General features: G+C 61.8%; 13 protein-coding genes. 9 read left to right on the top strand and 4 right to left on the bottom strand.

The annotated features are described in order from the left end of the window. Window positions 1-31 precede the first annotated feature (31 nt). The gene (locus GKZ68_RS13010) at window positions 32-4,639 is read right to left on the bottom strand and encodes a translocation/assembly module TamB domain-containing protein (protein WP_173115478.1); all 4,608 of its coding nucleotides are present in this window, start codon (window positions 4,637-4,639) and stop codon (window positions 32-34) included. A gap of 232 nt (window positions 4,640-4,871) precedes the next feature. On the opposite strand from GKZ68_RS13010, the gene tsaD reads away from it, so the two are divergent. The 3 genes from tsaD (at window position 4,872) to GKZ68_RS12995 (ending at window position 7,334) form a co-directional block, all read left to right on the top strand. Continuing rightward, window positions 4,872-5,873: a tRNA (adenosine(37)-N6)-threonylcarbamoyltransferase complex transferase subunit TsaD gene (gene tsaD / locus GKZ68_RS13005; protein ID WP_173115476.1), complete on the top strand. Its 1,002-nt coding sequence runs from the start codon at window positions 4,872-4,874 to the stop codon at window positions 5,871-5,873. A gap of 79 nt (window positions 5,874-5,952) precedes the next feature. Then, on the top strand, window positions 5,953-6,408 hold the full coding sequence (gene smpB, locus GKZ68_RS13000) for an SsrA-binding protein SmpB (RefSeq protein ID WP_173115474.1): 456 nt from the start codon (window positions 5,953-5,955) through the stop codon (window positions 6,406-6,408). Window positions 6,409-6,545: 137 nt separating this feature from the next. Then, window positions 6,546-7,334: a C40 family peptidase gene (locus GKZ68_RS12995; RefSeq protein ID WP_254243987.1), complete on the top strand. Its 789-nt coding sequence runs from the start codon at window positions 6,546-6,548 to the stop codon at window positions 7,332-7,334. Window positions 7,335-7,373: 39 nt separating this feature from the next. Here the strand turns inward: GKZ68_RS12995 and GKZ68_RS12990 are convergent, their stop codons facing one another. Continuing rightward, on the bottom strand, window positions 7,374-8,036 hold the full coding sequence (locus GKZ68_RS12990) for a uracil-DNA glycosylase (protein WP_173115470.1): 663 nt from the start codon (window positions 8,034-8,036) through the stop codon (window positions 7,374-7,376). 126 nt (window positions 8,037-8,162) lie between these two features. Between GKZ68_RS12990 and apaG the strand changes: the two genes are divergently transcribed. From apaG to GKZ68_RS12975, 3 genes are read left to right on the top strand one after another with little or no spacing between them, the layout of a single operon-like run. Beyond that, window positions 8,163-8,549 (top strand): Co2+/Mg2+ efflux protein ApaG, encoded by a 387-nt coding sequence (gene apaG, locus GKZ68_RS12985; protein WP_173115468.1) that lies wholly within the window; start codon window positions 8,163-8,165, stop codon window positions 8,547-8,549. Between the two features lie 8 nt (window positions 8,550-8,557). Further along, window positions 8,558-9,343, top strand: coding sequence for an O-methyltransferase (locus GKZ68_RS12980; protein ID WP_173115466.1), 786 nt, complete (start codon window positions 8,558-8,560; stop codon window positions 9,341-9,343). 50 nt (window positions 9,344-9,393) lie between these two features. Then, complete coding sequence (locus GKZ68_RS12975; protein ID WP_173115464.1) at window positions 9,394-9,858, top strand: hypothetical protein; 465 nt, start codon at window positions 9,394-9,396, stop codon at window positions 9,856-9,858. A 1-nt stretch (window position 9,859) separates the two neighbouring features. On the opposite strand, the gene kdsA is transcribed toward GKZ68_RS12975, so the two are convergent. Further along, window positions 9,860-10,720, bottom strand: coding sequence for a 3-deoxy-8-phosphooctulonate synthase (kdsA, locus tag GKZ68_RS12970; RefSeq protein WP_173115462.1), 861 nt, complete (start codon window positions 10,718-10,720; stop codon window positions 9,860-9,862). 101 nt (window positions 10,721-10,821) lie between these two features. After that, entirely contained in the window at window positions 10,822-11,433 is a 612-nt protein-coding gene (locus GKZ68_RS12965) for a methyltransferase domain-containing protein (protein WP_173115460.1), read from the bottom strand. A gap of 125 nt (window positions 11,434-11,558) precedes the next feature. Between GKZ68_RS12965 and GKZ68_RS12960 the strand changes: the two genes are divergently transcribed. The 3 genes from GKZ68_RS12960 to GKZ68_RS12950 all read left to right on the top strand — a co-directional run bounded on the left by GKZ68_RS12960 (window position 11,559) and on the right by GKZ68_RS12950 (window position 16,327). Then, window positions 11,559-12,512, top strand: a complete 954-nt coding sequence (locus GKZ68_RS12960) for a hypothetical protein (RefSeq protein WP_173115458.1) — start codon at window positions 11,559-11,561, stop codon at window positions 12,510-12,512. A 175-nt stretch (window positions 12,513-12,687) separates the two neighbouring features. Then, a complete protein-coding gene (locus GKZ68_RS12955; protein ID WP_173115456.1) occupies window positions 12,688-13,110 on the top strand; it encodes a hypothetical protein in 423 nt (140 codons plus the stop codon). A 67-nt stretch (window positions 13,111-13,177) separates the two neighbouring features. Further along, entirely contained in the window at window positions 13,178-16,327 is a 3,150-nt protein-coding gene (locus tag GKZ68_RS12950; RefSeq protein ID WP_173115454.1) for a glycoside hydrolase family 3 N-terminal domain-containing protein, read from the top strand. The last annotated feature ends 2 nt before the right edge of the window (window positions 16,328-16,329 follow it).

Genomic DNA, 16,329 nt, shown 5'->3' with positions numbered 1-16,329 from the left:
TTGCTGCGCGGGCTCGCAATGACAGGCGATTTTACAGGCTTGTGCGCTTGTCCTCTTCCACCGTCAACACCTCGCGGGCGCGGCGGGTATCGCGCTCGCGGCGGCTCGGGTTGTCGCGGCCGAAAAGCTCGCGCAGGTTGTTAAATTCTTTGGTGTGCAGCAGCGAGATACCGGCGCGGGGCTGGTTTACGGTGGTCACGATGTTGTCGCGCGGGGTGGTTTCGTAGCGCAGCTTGGCCCGGAACTTCCCGTCGGGCCGCAGGAAATATTCGAGGCTGAAATCGCCGATAAGCGACGACTGCGTGGCCGAATACGGCAGGCCGGTGTTAGGATTGATGGCCGACGACGTGGAGTTGCTGATGCCGCCCTCGCGGGTGAGGCGCAGCCGCCCACCCAGGAACGAGTAGCTGAGGCGGACTTGCAAGGCTTGCAGCTGGTCGGCGGTGAGGCCGTTGATGTTGAAGTCGATTTCCAGGTTCTGGTCAATCTGCGAGGTAAGCAGGCCGAGCTGCGACGAGATAATCTGGCCCAGGCTGTTCTGCACCGCGTTGGTCTGCCCGGTGAGCGAGATGCCGCTAAAGCTATTGCTATTCTGGGGTGATAAGGTTCTGAAAACCAATAAGCTGAATACCTGGCGGTTCAGCTCCTGCTCGTCGTTGCGCAGCAGGGCAATGAAAGCGGCCAGGTCATTTTGCAGCGAGCTGGGCGCGTCGTCAAACTCCAGCGCCAGCTTGATAACCGGCAGCAGCAGCGGCCCCGTCAGGTTCATCACGGCCGTGACGGGCACCACCGCCGCGCTGGTGCCCGAGGCGCTGCTCGACAAAATCGGGGCTAGCGAGGTGCGCTGGGTGTAGGTAGCCGTCACGTTCATCTGGCCGTCGAGCGGGTCGCCGTTCCAGGTAATGACGCCGCCGGGCTGCACCACAAACTCTTTATTGACCAGCCCTTGCAGGGTGAAGTTGTAGGCGCCGCGCACAATCTCGACCTGCCCGTACATATTAAAATCGCCCCGCGTATCGATGGCCAGCCGTAGCTGCCCGGTGGCCGCGCCCCGGATTACGTCGCCGGTACTCTCATCCAGCAAAATCTCCAGGTAGGCATCGGGCGTCACCGTCAGGTTCATATTGAGCTGAATACCCGACAAATCAACTTTGCTTTGCTCGGCGATGAGGGCCGCCTGCCGGGCCTGGCGGCGGCGCACCGAGTCGGCCAGGTTGCGGTTCACAAACTTGATGTAGCTGGCCTGCTCGGCCTTGGCAGCGTTGTCGAGCGGCAGGGCTAGCCGGGTGCCGGCCGTGGAGGTAGCGGTAACGTTTACCACCAGGTCATCGACAGGGCCGCGCACGGTGGCCGTGCCAGTAGCGTAGGCCGTGCCAAAGTACAGGTCGTTGTCGCGGCGGGTGGTATGCAGCACCTGAAACTTGCGAAAATTGGCGCTCATGTCCAGCGTCATGTTCTGGAAGCCCTGGTGCCGGATGAGGCCCGTCACGGTGCCCAGGTTGCCCTGCGCGTCGCGCAGCTGCACGTTGCTAAAGGCTATCGACGTGGTAGTGAAGCTAATGCGGTCGGCAAACTTATACGTCGTACCCAGGTAGCCGAAGGTGAAGCGGCCATCCGTGACATCGACCGCGCCGGCCAGGGTGGGCGCGCTGAACATGCCGCCGAGCTGGAGCTGCCCGCGCCCGGTGCCGCCCAGGTTTTGCAGAATGCTGCCCAAAAAGGGCTGCGCCAGCACAATGGGTGCATCATTAAGCTCGCCCACCAGATTAAGCTGCTGGGTAGTGGAGCGCGGGGCCAGGTAGCCCGTCACGGTGAGCACGCGCTGCTGCTGGCGGGCCACGTCGAGGTTGAGGCGCAGCTGGCTACTGGGATTGTCCCAGTCGCCCCGGCCCGCCACCTGCCCGATGGGCGTACCCTCGTATACCAGTGAATCGACGGCGAGGGTGCTACTGATAGCCAGCTGGTTATACACGCCGCTCACGGCCGCCTGCATATTCAGGCGCCCCCCTAGCCGCTGGCCGATAACGGAGGTCAGCGTGGCCAAATCGAAGTTGGCAATGTCGAGCTTGAGCGGCGGCTGGCGCGGGTCGGGCGAGATGACGCCCTGCGCGCTCAGCCGCTCATTGCCGTGGCTGATAACGAAGTTCTGAATATCAAACTCCCGGCCGCCCCCGCTGATTTTTACCGAGTTGTCGGCCGCAATCACGTATTCCTGGTTAAGCAGGTGCAGGCTGCTTTTGCGAAATACTATCTGCACCGCGCGCGGCAAAAAACTCAGCGCGCCGTTGATATTGGCGCGGTTGGTGGTGCCGCTCTGGGCTAGCGAGGTCGAGAAGTTGATGCGCTGCTGGTCCCACACGCCTTCCACCACAAACTTCTCGGTGCGGCCCAGCGTGGGCACCAGTTGGCGCTCGGAGGTGAGGCTGGCCTGGGCCAGCACCTCGGGCTGGTAGGGCAGCTTGGATGTGGTGAAGTCGAACTCGGTGCCTATCGTGTGCACCGGCCCGTACCAGATGCTGTCGAACTTGCCGCCGAGCTGCAAAATCGACGTTTCGCCCTGCCGAAACGAGCCATCGAGGTGGCTATGGTCGGCAATCTGCAAGTCGGGCATAAACAGATTCAATACCGGATTGATATGCTTGAGGTTCACATTCAGCTCGATAGCGTAAATGAGCAGCCGCACCTGGCGCTTGCGCCGGTAGTAGGCGGCCGTGGCGGCGGCATTGCTCTCAAAATTGAGCCGGTACTCGTGCCAGAGCATTTCCAGGTCGCGCATTACCGCCGCAAACTCAAACGCCCCGGTGGCCGAGAGGTCGGCTAGCTCCGAGCGCAGCAGCACCTGGCGCTGGCCCCGGCTGCTGCGGGTGCTGCGCACGTCGAGCGTGTCGAGGTCGAGGCTCTGGCCGCGCAGCGCAAAATGCGAGCCGCGCAGCTGCGCCGTACCCAGCAGCGAGTCGAGCTGGGTGCCGCGCAGGTTCACGCGGGCGGTGGTGCTCAGGGTGAGCGGCACGCCGAGCAGCCCTAGCGTGCCCAGGTTGGCGTGGGCAATGTTGGCCAGCACGTCGATGTGCTGGTGCTTGGGGTCGAGGTTGAAGTCGCCGTTGGCCGTCAGGCGCACGGCCGGGTCGTCGGCCGTCACCTTGCCGGTAAAGCCCTGGCCGGCAAAATCGCCGTCGAGGCTCAGGTTGTGGTAGCGATAGCCATTGAGCCAGATGGCGGGCACCGTGACCACGGCGTGGCCCTTGGCAATGGGCGGCACAAAGCCCGTGCCCTGCACCCGGCCATTGAGCGTCACGTCGCGGATAACCGACTCATCGCCAATAAATTTACCTACATTAAACGCGGTGCTGTGAACAGTGCCCTCGTACACGGCGTGGTCGAAATCGCTCTTGGTCTTAAGGTTTACGTCGGTCGAAACCGCCCCGAGCGCCGTGTCAAAATTGGCCTTGCCCACAAAGTCGTTGTAGAAGCCAATAAACTGCCCATCAAGCTTTATCAGGCCTAGCCGCTGCACCAGTTTATTGGCCGAGGCGGGCAAGAACTTGCGCAGGTCGGCGGCATCGACCTGCGAAGGCTGGAGGCGAAGGTCAATCAGACTTTCGCGCCAGCGGGGCAGGTTGTCGGCGTGGGCGCGGGTGGCCACCAGGTGCGTGCGGCGGCCGTAGCGCACATCCAGGTTTTTAATCTGGAAGTCGCGCACGTAGCCCTTGGCATCGCCCGAAATAAAAATAGAGTCTTTCAGCGCCGCCACATCGGGCGCAAACTTGGCAATGTCGTCGGTGTACACCTTGGCCCCGCGCAACTGCGTCACGACCCGCATCGAGTCGTTGAAATCGGAAAAGTTGCCGAAGCGCTTGTACTCGAAGCGCACGTACTTACGCAGCTCGCTGCGCCCTAGCCGCAGGGTCAGGTTGTTGAATTCCCAGAAGTGCTTGTTGTAGGCAATGTCGGCCGTGAGCTCGCGCAGGCGGGTTTTGGTGGGCGTTTCGACGGTGCGCAGGCCGGCGATGCGGGCGCGCAGCGTGTCGCTTTGCCAGTTTAGGTTAGAGATGTCGGCGTAGATGCTATCGGCCACCAGGTGGTCGTAGTCGATGCTGCGGCCGTAAAATTTTTCGCGTGGGCGGTCGGGCCGCTCAATGGCAAAATGGCCGTTGCGAATGGCCACGTCGTGGAGCTGAAAATCAAACGGCGCCGACTTGGTCGTGTCGGGCGGCCCACTCAGCCGCTTGAGAGCACTCAGAAACTGGTCGAGCGTAGTGGAGTCGGGGCGGCCGGCCACGTCGCGCAGCACAAAGCGCGGTTCCGTGAGCGTGAGCGTGCCCACGTGCAGGTGGCGCGGGTCAAACACCGAAAAGAGCTTAATGTCGGCATCGGCCCGGCCCACGCCAAACAGCTCGCCGCCGCGCCTATCGAGCACCCGGATGCCTTCGAGCAGCACGTGCGAAAACGGCCGGATATCGACGCTGCCCACCTCTACGCGCTGGCCGAGCTTGCTACTAAGGGTTTCGGCCGCGCGCTGGGCTAGCCGCGTTTGCACGCCCGGCAGGCGCAGCGCCAACAACGCCCCGCCCACCACCAGCGCCAGCGCAATGGCTAGCCCCAGCACGATTTTGAGCAGAATACGAAGAGCGCGACGCACGAAAGACAGCGAATGCAGGTTTAGCGGAAGCCCTGGCGAGCCCGAATAGAACGCAAAGGTGCGGCTTTTCGCACGCACCAAGCGCGCCAACGCATAAGGTATAGCGCAGGTTCGCCCGAACTTTGCGCTATACGCGGCGCAGCAAAGAATAAATCGGTAGTCATTACGAGCGCAGCGCTCGCAATGACAAAGCGTAATTGCTCACTGCTCATTATTAATTGATACCTGAAAAATGACCCTTCTTGCCATCGAGTCGAGCTGCGACGATACCGGCGCGGCAGTCTTTCAAAACGGCCAGCTGCTGAGCAACGTGGTGGCCGGCCAGGCCGTGCACGAGCAGTACGGCGGCGTGGTGCCCGAGCTGGCCTCGCGCGCCCACCAGCAGCACATGCTGCCGGTGGTCACGGCCGCGCTGCGCCGGGCCGGCCTCACCAAAGACGACCTCGACGCCGTGGCTGTGACCCAGGGCCCCGGCCTGCTAGGGTCGCTGCTGGTCGGCAACCTCTTTGCTAAAAGCCTGGCGCTGGCGCTGGGCAAGCCACTGCTGGCCGTGAACCACATGCGGGCGCACATTCTGGCGCACTTCATCCGCGAGCCGAAGCCGGTTTTTCCGTTTCTGTGCCTCACCGTGAGCGGCGGCCACACGCAGCTGGTGGTGGTGCGCTCGGCGCTCGACATGGAAATTCTGGGCCAGACCATCGACGACGCGGCCGGCGAGGCATTTGATAAAACGGCCAAGCTGCTCGGCCTGCCTTATCCCGGCGGCCCGCGCCTCGACAAGCTGGCCCAAACCGGCAACCCGCACCGCTTCGAGTTTCCGATGGGCGCGCTCGACGGCTATAATTTCTCCTTTAGCGGCCTGAAAACGGCGGTGCTTTATTTCCTCAAAAAGCAGACCGCCGCTAGCCCCGATTTCATCCAGGAAAACCTGGCCGACCTCTGCGCCAGCATCCAGCACACCATCGTGCAAACGCTCTTGCGCCAGCTCAAAAAAGCGGCCCACGCCACTGGCCTGCGCCAGGTGGCCCTAGCCGGCGGCGTGGCGGCCAACTCGGGCCTGCGCCAGGGCTTGCTGGCCCTGGCCGAAGCCCAAGGGTGGGAGGTGTTCATTCCCGACTTCGAGTTTTGTACCGACAATGCGGCGATGGTGGGCCAGGCGGCCATTTTTCAGTACGAGGCCGGCGACTTTGCCACTCAGCTCACCAGCCCCGACCCGCGCCTGAAGCTGGCCTAGCGCCTGATACCTTTATGCCGACGCCACGTAGGCTAGCCAACGAAGCCTCCCGGCGTACTTCTGCGTAAGCAGTACTTCCATGAAAGACAAAACCCCCGCCAATATCAACATCAAGAACCGCCGCGCCAGCCACGAATACACCTTCCTGGCCAAGTACGACGCGGGCCTGATGCTGCAAGGCACCGAAATAAAAAGCATTCGCGCCGGCGAGGCCAACCTTCAGGACGGCTACTGCACCTTTGACCACAAGGGCGACCTATGGGTGCACAGTATGCGCATAGCGCCTTACTCGCTAGGTACTTACAATAACCACGAGGCCATGCGCACCCGCAAGCTGCTGCTTACTAAGCGCGAGCTGAAGCAGCTAGCCGGCAAAATGGATACTGGCCTGACTATCATTCCACTGCGGTTATTCGTGACCGACCGGGGGTTTGCCAAGCTCGAAATCGCGTTGGCCCAGGGCAAAAAACTCTTCGACAAGCGCGAAGACCTTAAGGCCAAAGACCAGCAGCGCGAGATGGAGCGCTACCGCTAGCCCGTTGTCGGCATATTAGCTAAACATGCTGAACGCAGTGAGGCATCTCTACCGCTTCGTTCAACGACCCGGCAGAGATGCTTCACTGCGTTCGGCATGTCGTTCTTTGTAGCACGTACTATTTTTTTGCTGAGAACTTGAACCACGGTATTTGCGCGCTCAGCGCCGTTCCCGTCCGCGCCGAGCCCACCGACCGCGCCGAGCTGGTCACCGAATTGCTGTTTGGCGAGTGCTACACGGTGCTGCAAACCCAGGGCAACTGGCTGCGCATCGAGGCTGCCGCCGATACCTACCTGGGCTGGATTGACTTCAAGCAGCACCGCCCGGTGAGCGACGCGTACTTCAACGCCTGGCGCGCCCAGGACCACCCGCGCGTGCTCGACGTGGTGCAGGTGGTATCGAGCGCCACTACGCGCCAGCCCATCACGCTCGGGTGCCGCCTGCCGTTTTTCGACGGCATGACCCTGAAAATGGGGGATGATAACGTGCTGTTTTACAACGGTACGGCCACTAACCTGTCCAACGCCTGCCCGCCCGAGCGCCAGCTAGCCCTGCTGCGCAAGATGGGCCAGCACTTCCTGCAGGCGCCCTACGTGTGGGGCGGCAAAAACCTTTTTGGTATCGACTGTTCGGGGCTGATGCAGACGCTGTTTGGCCTCATCGGAATCCAGCTCCCGCGCGATGCCAGGCAGCAGATTGCCCTCGGCGAGCCGGTCGATTTCGTGACCCAGGCCAAAGCCGGCGACCTGGCTTTTTTCGATAATGCCGACGGCGCCATCGTGCACGTAGGGTTGGTGCAAGACGAGGGCCTCATTCTGCACGCCTCCGGCGAAGTGCGCCTCGACCCGCTCGACCACCATGGCATCTTCAACCGCGACCGCCAGAAATACAGCCATAAGCTGCGGCTAATCAAGCGATTGCTGTAAAAATAACCAACCCTTGTCATGCTGACAAGGGTTGAAAAACTACCACACTATCGGTTTTTCGCCGTGTTGGGCTAGCCACGCATTGGCCTGGCTAAACGGCCGGGAGCCGAAAAAGCCCCGGTCAGCCGAGTAGGGCGACGGGTGCGCGGCCTTCAAAATCAAGTGCTTGCGAGCGTCAATCAGCTCTTCTTTCTTCTGCGCGTAGGCGCCCCACAGGATGAATACCACGTGCGGCCGGCCCTCCGACACTTTGCGGATAACGGCGTCGGTAAATTCTTCCCAGCCTTTTTTTTGGTGCGAGCCCGGCGTGGCGGCCCGCACCGTGAGCGTGGCGTTGAGCAGCAGCACACCCTGGCTAGCCCAGCGGTCGAGGTTGCCGTTGGCCGGCGCGGGCGTGCCAGGTATATCGTCGTGCAGCTCCTTAAAAATATTCTGTAGCGAGGGCGGCGTGCGCACGCCGTCGTTCACCGAGAAGGCTAGCCCGTGCGCCTGGTTTTTGCCGTGGTAGGGGTCCTGGCCCAGAATAACGACTTTAACTTCCTCAAACGGACAGGCGTCGAAGGCGTGAAAAATCTGCGAGCCGAGTGGGTACACGGTGGTCGTGGCATACTCGCCGCGCACCCAGGCGGTGAGCTTTTGAAAGTAGGGCTTTTCAAATTCGGCGGCGAGTACGGGCCGCCAGCTTTCGGCAATTTTGACCATCGGGAACAGAGAAACTAAAAGGAAGAAGCGAGCTACAACTAAACCACCCGGCTCGGCGTTGAGACCAGAAAACCACACTTGCGGGGCTACTGTTGCCCCGGCAGCGTAATTTCGCCGGCCGCCGCTATGCCAACTACCACTACGCAGGGCGTAACCGTTACGGTTACGACCAATTACTTGCCCGATTATTCCAGCCCCGCGCAGGAGCATTTTGTGTTTGCCTATCGCATTGATATTCGCAACGATAGCGAATACACTATTAAGCTCTTGCGCCGGCATTGGTACATTTCCGATGTGGGCACCGGCCTGCGCGAGGTGGAGGGCGAGGGCGTGGTAGGCCGCCAGCCCGTGCTCGAGCCCGGCGAGGCGCACCAGTACGTGAGCGGCTGCAACCTCAAATCGGGCCTGGGCAAGATGCGTGGCACCTACCTCATGGAGCGCCTGGCCAGCGGCGAGCACTTTCAGGTCAACATTCCAGAGTTTACCCTGATTGTGCCTTTCCGAATGAATTGATTTTCAGCTTGTTTCAACTCTTCGCTTACCTCCGCTACTGGCTGCGCTCGGGCAATGCCCACGGGCTGCACTCACCGTTTGTGTTCGGGCTGTACACTGCCGTTATCCGTCACACGGGCGAGTACGGGGCCTTTGCGCGCATTGAAAAGCGCCGCCAGGAGCTGCTGGCCAGCGACCAGATAATCGCAATCACCGACTTTGGGGCTGGCTCGCAGGTGGCCGGGGCAGGCGGGCGCCGCCGGGCGGTGCGCGACATTGCCCGCCACTCGGCCAAGGCGCCGCGCCTGGCGCAGCTGCTGTTTCGGCTGGTCAACCACTTTCAGCCGCGTACTGCTCTGGAGCTGGGCACCTCGCTAGGCCTCACTACGGCCTACCTGGCCTCGGCCGATTCGCGCCAGCAGGTCATCACCTTCGAGGGCTGCCCCAACACGGCTGCCGTAGCCCGCGAAACGTTTGAGAAGCTAGGTATCAAGAATGTGCGCCTCGAAGATGGCAACCTCGACCACACGCTGCCCACCACGCTGGCTAGCCTGCCCCAGCCGCTCGACTTCGTGTTCTTCGACGGCAACCACCGCTACGAGCCCACGCTCCGCTACTTCGAACAGTGCTTGGCTAAGGCGCACGAAGACAGCGTGTTCGTGTTCGACGATATTCACTGGTCGGCCGATATGGAGCGCGCCTGGGCGGCCATCAAAGCGCACCCCAGCGTGACCGTCACCATCGACTTGTTTTACGTTGGGCTGGTTTTTTTTCGGAAAAAGCAGCCCCGCGAGGATTTCTGGCTGCGGTATTGAATAGAGCCGCGACTGGTAGTAACTTCGTTTTTCTTCCCTTGCCACCGCCGATGCCTACCGCCGACCAGCGCCTCGACCAACTAGAGCCCGTCATTAGCGAAATGCTGGCCCGCCAAGACCAACTAAGTGCCAAGCAGGATGAGCTTAGCGCCCGTCAGGATGAGCTAGGCGCTAAAGTAGAGCGTGTGTCAGCCCAAGTGCGCCAACTCACTATTACGGTAACAAGCTCAATTGCCGCTCAAAGCGACAATATTGAGTTTTTGCTTGAGAAAACAACTAAGTTGGAGCAGGGGCAAGCCGACCTGCGCCACGAAATAAGCCAGCGCTTCGAATCAATTGACCAGCGCTTCGAATCAATTGACCAGCGCTTCGAATCAATTGACCAGCGCTTCGAATCAATTGACCAGCGTTTTGAGTCAATTGACCAGCGCCTCGAGTCAATTGACCAGCGTTTTGAGTCGATTGACCAGCGCTTCGACCAGCTTTTCGACTTCTTAAAAGAAAAGCTGAAGTAGTCTAGGCCTCCAGCCCCTGCGGGTCGAGGCCGCCGCTAGGGCGCACGGCCTCGCGCACGCGGGTGAGGCGCTGCAACAAGCCTTCTAATTTATCGAGTTGCAGCATATTAGCGCCATCGGAGAGGGCAGTGGCGGGCGTGGGATGCGTTTCAATAAACAGGCCATCGGCACCCACGGCAATGGCCGCCTTGGCGATGGTTTCGATGAGGGCGGGCTGGCCACCCGTAACGCCGCTAGCCTGGTTGGGCTGCTGCAACGAGTGCGTCACATCCATTACCACCGGCACGCCGAAGCTGCGCATCGTGGGTAGGTTGCGAAAGTCCACCACCAAGTCACTGTAGCCGAACGAGTTACCCCGGTCGGTGAGGATGACGTGCGGGTTGCCGGCGCCCTGTACCTTGTCCAGCGCCCAGCGCATGGCTTCGCCATTCAGAAACTGCCCCTTCTTGATATTCACCACCTTGCCGGTTTTGGCGGCGGCTACCAGCAGCTCGGTCTGGCGGCAGAGGAAGGCCGGAATTTGCAGCACATCCACGTACTCGGCGGCCAGGGCTGCCTCGTCCGACTCGTGAATATCCGTCACGGTCGGCACCCCGATTTCGCGCCCCACTTTTTGCAGAATGCGCAGCGCCGTTTCGTCGCCGATGCCCGTGAAGGAATCGAGCCGCGAGCGATTGGCTTTGCGGTACGAACCCTTAAAAATGTACGGAATCTGGAGCTTATCGGTAATATGCTTCACGCGCTCGGCAATGCGCAGGGCCATGTCCTCGCCCTCGATAACGCAGGGGCCAGCCATCAGAAAGAATTGACCGGAGTTGGTATTGCGGAAGTGGGGGAGGGCCTGGGCGAGGGAAGTGAGCATGGAATTTATAATAATGTGCGAAATGTGGAGAGAAAAGAATGTAAAAATGAGCGGATAGGAAAAGCATTAGAAATCAATGCATTTCCACATCTTTCACAGTATTACAGTTTTTGCAGGCAAATAAATAATTCGCGCCCTGCCCGGGCAGTTAGCGAGTTGTACGCCGTCTCGAAGTGGATAAACTCAAAATACGGCGCAAAATAGGCCGCATACTCGGCGCGGCTGCCGCCAAACGGCGGCTCGCTAGCCCCGGCAAACTCAGTATCGAAGAGCAGCCCTACTACCTTGCCGCCCGGCCGCAGCAGCGCCGCGCACTGCCGGGCGTAGGCCGGCCGCTGGCTAGGGTCGATGGCGCAGAAAAACGTTTGCTCGATAATTAAATCAAACTTTTCGGCCGGGTCCAGCGCAAAAAAATCGGCTAGCCAGAGGTTTTCCGCTGGAAAATCGGGCACGCGGCCGGCCAGCGCGGCCAGTGGCTCGGGCGCCAGGTCGGCCACTACTACGTGGCGGAAGCCCCGCCGGTGCAGATACTCGGCTTCGTAGGCCCGGCCAGCCCCCGGAATAAGGATGCGCGGCTGGCTAGCTACGGCCAGCTGGTCGAAGTAGGCGCGCAGCGGCGGCGTGGCGCGGCCGGCATCCCAGCCGGCGCGGCCGGGGGTAGCGTAGCGCGCCCGCCAATAGGCCGCATCGAAGGCCGGGAAAACCGTTTGCATGAGAGCCAAGTATAACGCAGGCCGGAGCCAACTGGAAATTTCGCCTATTTTTACCCGCCACAAAGGTAGGCAGCGGCCCCGCCAGCCCACCTTTCTTCTGCCACTTCTATCCCCAGACCCCTTTTATGGAGCCTCAACAGGAATATCCCGAACCCCGCCAGAACAATAGCCGCGTCCTCCTCTGGGTGGCGCTCGTCCTCGTGCTGCTAGGTATCAACGGGGTCTTGTTTTATTTGAATTCGCAGAAAAAGACCGAAAACGAGCAGCTGACCACTCAGGTGCAGGCCAAAGACACCAAGCTGCAAACCCAGATTAAGGAATACGAAGACCTGAAGGCCAGCTACGAGCGCCAGAGCCAGGATTTGCAAAAGCTGGGCCTCAACAACGACTCGCTCCAGGCGCGCATCGCCAGCATCAATGCCGACTTGCTGAAGCTGCGCTCGTTCAAGGCCGGCTCGTTCTCGCTGGCCGAGCAGCAGCGCTTCAAGCAGCGCGCCCTCAACCTGGAAAGCCAGCTTAAGAAAAAGGATGACCAGATTGCCGACCTCAAGAAGTCGAACGATAACCTCTACACCGAAACCACGACCCTTAAGGAAAAGCAGAACAAGCTGACCGACACCATTAGCACCATTGCCAAAACCAACCGCGACCTGAGCGAGAAAGTAACGGTAGCCTCTCGGATTCAGGCTGATAACATCCACGTGAGCGTGCTCAACAAAAAAGACAAGGAGAAGGACGACGACAAGGAGGAGTTTAAGGCCAAGAAGGTAGACCGCGTGAAAGTGGCCTTCAACCTGAGCCGCAACGACGTGACGCCCAAAGACACCAAAACTATCTACATGCGCATTCTGGAACCCGACGGCGCGGCGCTCTACAACCTGAGCACGGGCGGCGGCACCTTCACCGTCGATGGTCAGGAAGCCTTCTACACTATGAAGCAGGACGTGGTGTTTGATAATACCAAGCAGGCCCTCAACTTCGTGTACGCCAAGGGCGGCGACTACAAAATCGGCCAGCACACCGTGGAGCTGTACGAAGGCGGTGCCCTCATGGGCAAGGCCACGTTTACGCTGAAGTAGAGCAGCTTATCTCAAATAATAACGTCCTGCTGCGTCTGGCGCGGCAGGACGTTTTTGTGATAGGACACCCCACGCCCGAACAAGCCCTAATGAGCCGGAGCGGCGGCAAAGACTCGGCGCTAGCCCTCTGCCACGCCCGGCGCGACCCGCGCTCGTAGCGCACCTACTCACGAGTGTGAACGCGCACTACGAGCGCGGGTCGGTGCACCGCGTGCGCCTGGCGCTACTCGAAGCCCAGGCCGGCCACATTGGCCTGCCGTTCGCGCCGCTGCGCTTGGCCGAAATGCCCTCGATGGCGGAGTATGATGCCGCGCTGCTGGCTAACCTGGGCAGCCTGCGGGCGCAGGGCGTGACCACGGCCGTGTACGGTGATATTTTCCTGAAAGACCTGCGCGCCTACCGCGAGCAGCAGTTGGCGCGGGCCGGGCTGCGGGGCGAGTTTCCGCTGTGGCAGCGGGCTAGCGGCGAGCTGCTGCACGAGTGTATCGCGCGGGGCTTTCGGGCCGTAATCGTGTGCGTAAACGACCGCTACCTCGATGCCAGTTTCTGCGGCCGGCTGCTCGATGCAGAGTTGTTGCGCGACCTGCTGCCGGCGTAGTGGGCAGGCGCACCAAAATCCGGATTCGCGCCGACTTTTGCAGTTCTCCATTTTGCTGCTCCCTCGCTTGTCTGCTAAAAAATACTGCCTGTTTTTACTGCTGCTGGCTCTGCCGCTGCTGTCCCCGGCCCAGCGCCGCGCCGCTAGCCATTCACATGCTAAAAAGGCACTGCCCGCTTCGCCCAAAGCCGGGGCCAGCAAGGCCGTTGCCAGCGGCCAAACGCCCGGCTTTTTGCGCTACCTGCACTCGCCCTGGGTCGATAGCCTGATGCGCACACTCACGCCCCGGCAGCGGGTGGCGCAGCTCTTTATGGTGGCCGCGTATTCTAATAAGCCGGCTATCTACCAAGACTCGATTTCGACCCTGATAAAGGACTACGGCATCGGTGGACTGATATTTTTTCAGGGTGGGCCGGTGCGCCAGGCGCGCCTGCTCAACCGGTTTCAGCGCGAAAGCCAGGTGCCGCTGCTCGTGGCGATGGATGGCGAATGGGGCGCCGGCATGCGCCTCGACAGCATCCTGCGCTTTCCGTACCAGATGAGCCTGGGCGCGGTGCCCGCCGCCGACTCGGCCCTCATCTACGACATGGGCCGCGAGGTGGCTAGCCAGTTTAAGCGGCTCGGCATGCAAGTCAATTTCGCGCCGGTGGTCGATGTCAATAACAATCCCGCCAACCCGGTTATCGGCTTCCGCTCGTGGGGCGAAAACCCGGCGGCCGTCTCGCGCCTTAGCCGGTTGTATATGCGTGGGATGCAGGACGCGGGCGTGCTGGCCGTGGCCAAGCACTTTCCCGGCCACGGCGACGTCGATGCCGACTCGCACCTGGCCCTGCCGCTAGTGCGCGTGGACCGCGGCCGGCTCGACTCGCTCGAACTACCGCCCTTTAAGAACATGATTGCCAACGGTATCGGGGGCATGATGGTGGCTCACCTCGACGTGCCCGCCCTCGACACCGCGCGCGGGCCCAGCACCCTGTCGAAGCCTACCGTGACGGGCTTGCTGCGCCAGCAGCTGGGTTTTAAAGGGGTGGTTTTTACCGATGCCATGAACATGCAGGGCGTGATGAAAGTGACGCCCACCGGCGAGGCCGAGGTGCGCGCCATCCTGGCCGGCAACGACGTGCTGGAGTTTAGTAAAAACGTGCCGCTGGCCCTCACCACCGTGCTGGCGGCCGTGGATAGCGGCCGCATCCCGCAGGCGCGCATCGACGAAAGCTGCCGCCGCGTGCTGGCCCTCAAGCAGTGGGCCGGCCTGCGCCGGGCTAGCCCGGTGCGCGAGCAGCATATCATCGCCGACCTCAACCCGTCCCACGCCCGCTACCTCAGTCACCGCCTCACCGAGCACAGTATCACGCTGCTGCGCAATCAGGGCAAGTTCTTGCCTTTGCAGCGACTTGATACCATGCGTATTGCAACGCTTGTGCTCGGCGGCAGCCCGGCCGATACTACTGATTTCCAGAGAGCTGTGGCCAGCTACGATGCCCAGGCAGGGCACTTTCACCTGCCCACCGCGCCCACGCTCGATGAGCTTTCCGACATGCGCGCCAAGCTCTTTAGCTACGATGTAGTGCTGGTGGCGCTGCAAGGGTTGGGCCGCCTGCCGGCCACCAACTTCGGCATCGCGCCCGAAAGCCAGCTGCTGCTGCGCGAGCTTACCAAGCCCGGCCAGCGGGTCGTGCTCAGCATTTTTGGCTCGGCCTACGCGGCGGCTAAGGTGCGGGATTTCGACCGGGCCAGCGCCGTGGTCATGGCGTATCAGGAAAGCACCGATGCGCAGAATTTAGCCGCGCAGCTCATTTTTGGGGGCATCGGGGCTAGCGGTAAGTTGCCCGTTTCGGTGGCCAATAACCTGCCCGCCGGCTTTGGCCTCAGCACCCGGCCTGGCCTGCGGCTAGCCTATGCTAACCCCGAAGACGCCGGCATGAGTCCCCGCCTGGAAGCGCGCGTGGATAGCATCATGGCGCAGGCCCTGGCGGCCGGGGCCACGCCGGGCGGGCAGGTGGTCATTGCCCGGCGCGGCGTAGTGGTGCTGCGCAAAAGCTACGGCTACCAATCCAAAACGGGTAGCGAAGCCGCGCCCGTGGAGGCGGAGCCGACTGCCAGCGTGGCCTCGCCGGCGGGCAATTTTGGGAGTGAGCCGGGCAGCGCGGCCGGGGCTAGCCCAGCCGGCGTAGCCCAAGCCAGCCGGCAGGCCTCGACCGCGCGCCTTGTGCAAAACACCGACCTCTACGACCTGGCTTCCCTCACCAAAGTCCTGGCCGCGACGCCCGCATTGCTCAAGCTGCAAGAGCAAGGTACATTCAGCCCCGACAGCACGCTAGGGCAGTTTTTTCCGTGGCTGCGCAAGACGAACAAGGCCAGTCTTCAACTGCGCGCCGTGCTGACCCACCAGGCCGGCCTGCCCGCCTGGATTCCGTTCTGGAAAAACTTCGCGAAGGCCAATGGCACGCTGCGCCGCCGCTGGTTCCAGGCCGACTCGTCGCGGCGCTTCCCGCTGCCGGTGGCGCGCGGGCTGTGGGGCCGCCGGAAATTGCCGGCTTATATCTACGAGCGCATCGGCGCCGCGCCGCTCAACGCCAAGCCCGGCTACGTGTACTCCGACCTGTCGTTTTATCTCTATCCTGACCTAGTGAAGCGCCGCACCGGGCAGCCGTTCGAACAGTTTCTGGCAAAGCAAGTGTACCGGCCGCTAGGGTCGGGGCTGCGCTTTCAGCCGTTGCACCACGCGGCGGCCAGCCGCCTCGCGCCTACCGAGTACGACTCGCTGTTTCGCCGTCAGCTACTGCGCGGCTACGTCGATGATGAGGGCGCGGCGCTGCTAGGGGGCATCTCGGGCCACGCGGGCCTGTTTGGCTCGGCCAACGACGTGGCCCAGCTCGCCCAGACCTACGCCTGGGGCGGGCGCTACGGCGGTCAGCAGGTGTTCAGCAAAGACATTCTGGCCGACTGGACGCGCCCGCAATTTGCCGGCAACCGGCGGGCGCTGGCCTTCGACCGGCCCGCTAGCCCGGCGGCCGGCAACACTGCGCCCGGCGCCTCGGCCGGCAGCTTCGGGCATTCGGGCTTCACGGGCACGTATTTCTGGGTTGACCCGGAGAAGGAACTGGTGGTAGTGGTGCTCACCAACCGGCTTAACCCCTCGCGGCGGAATAACAAATTGAGCCAGCTCAATGTGCGCACCCAGATTCAGCAGGTAGCCATTGAGGCCATCAAGTAGCA

Origin of the sequence: Hymenobacter sp. BRD128 (genome assembly GCF_013256625.1) — a bacterium.
In the GTDB taxonomy this organism is placed as follows: Bacteria; Bacteroidota; Bacteroidia; order Cytophagales; family Hymenobacteraceae; genus Hymenobacter.
Note: the sequence above shows the minus strand (reverse complement) of the source record. Positions and strands in the feature narration are given on the sequence as shown.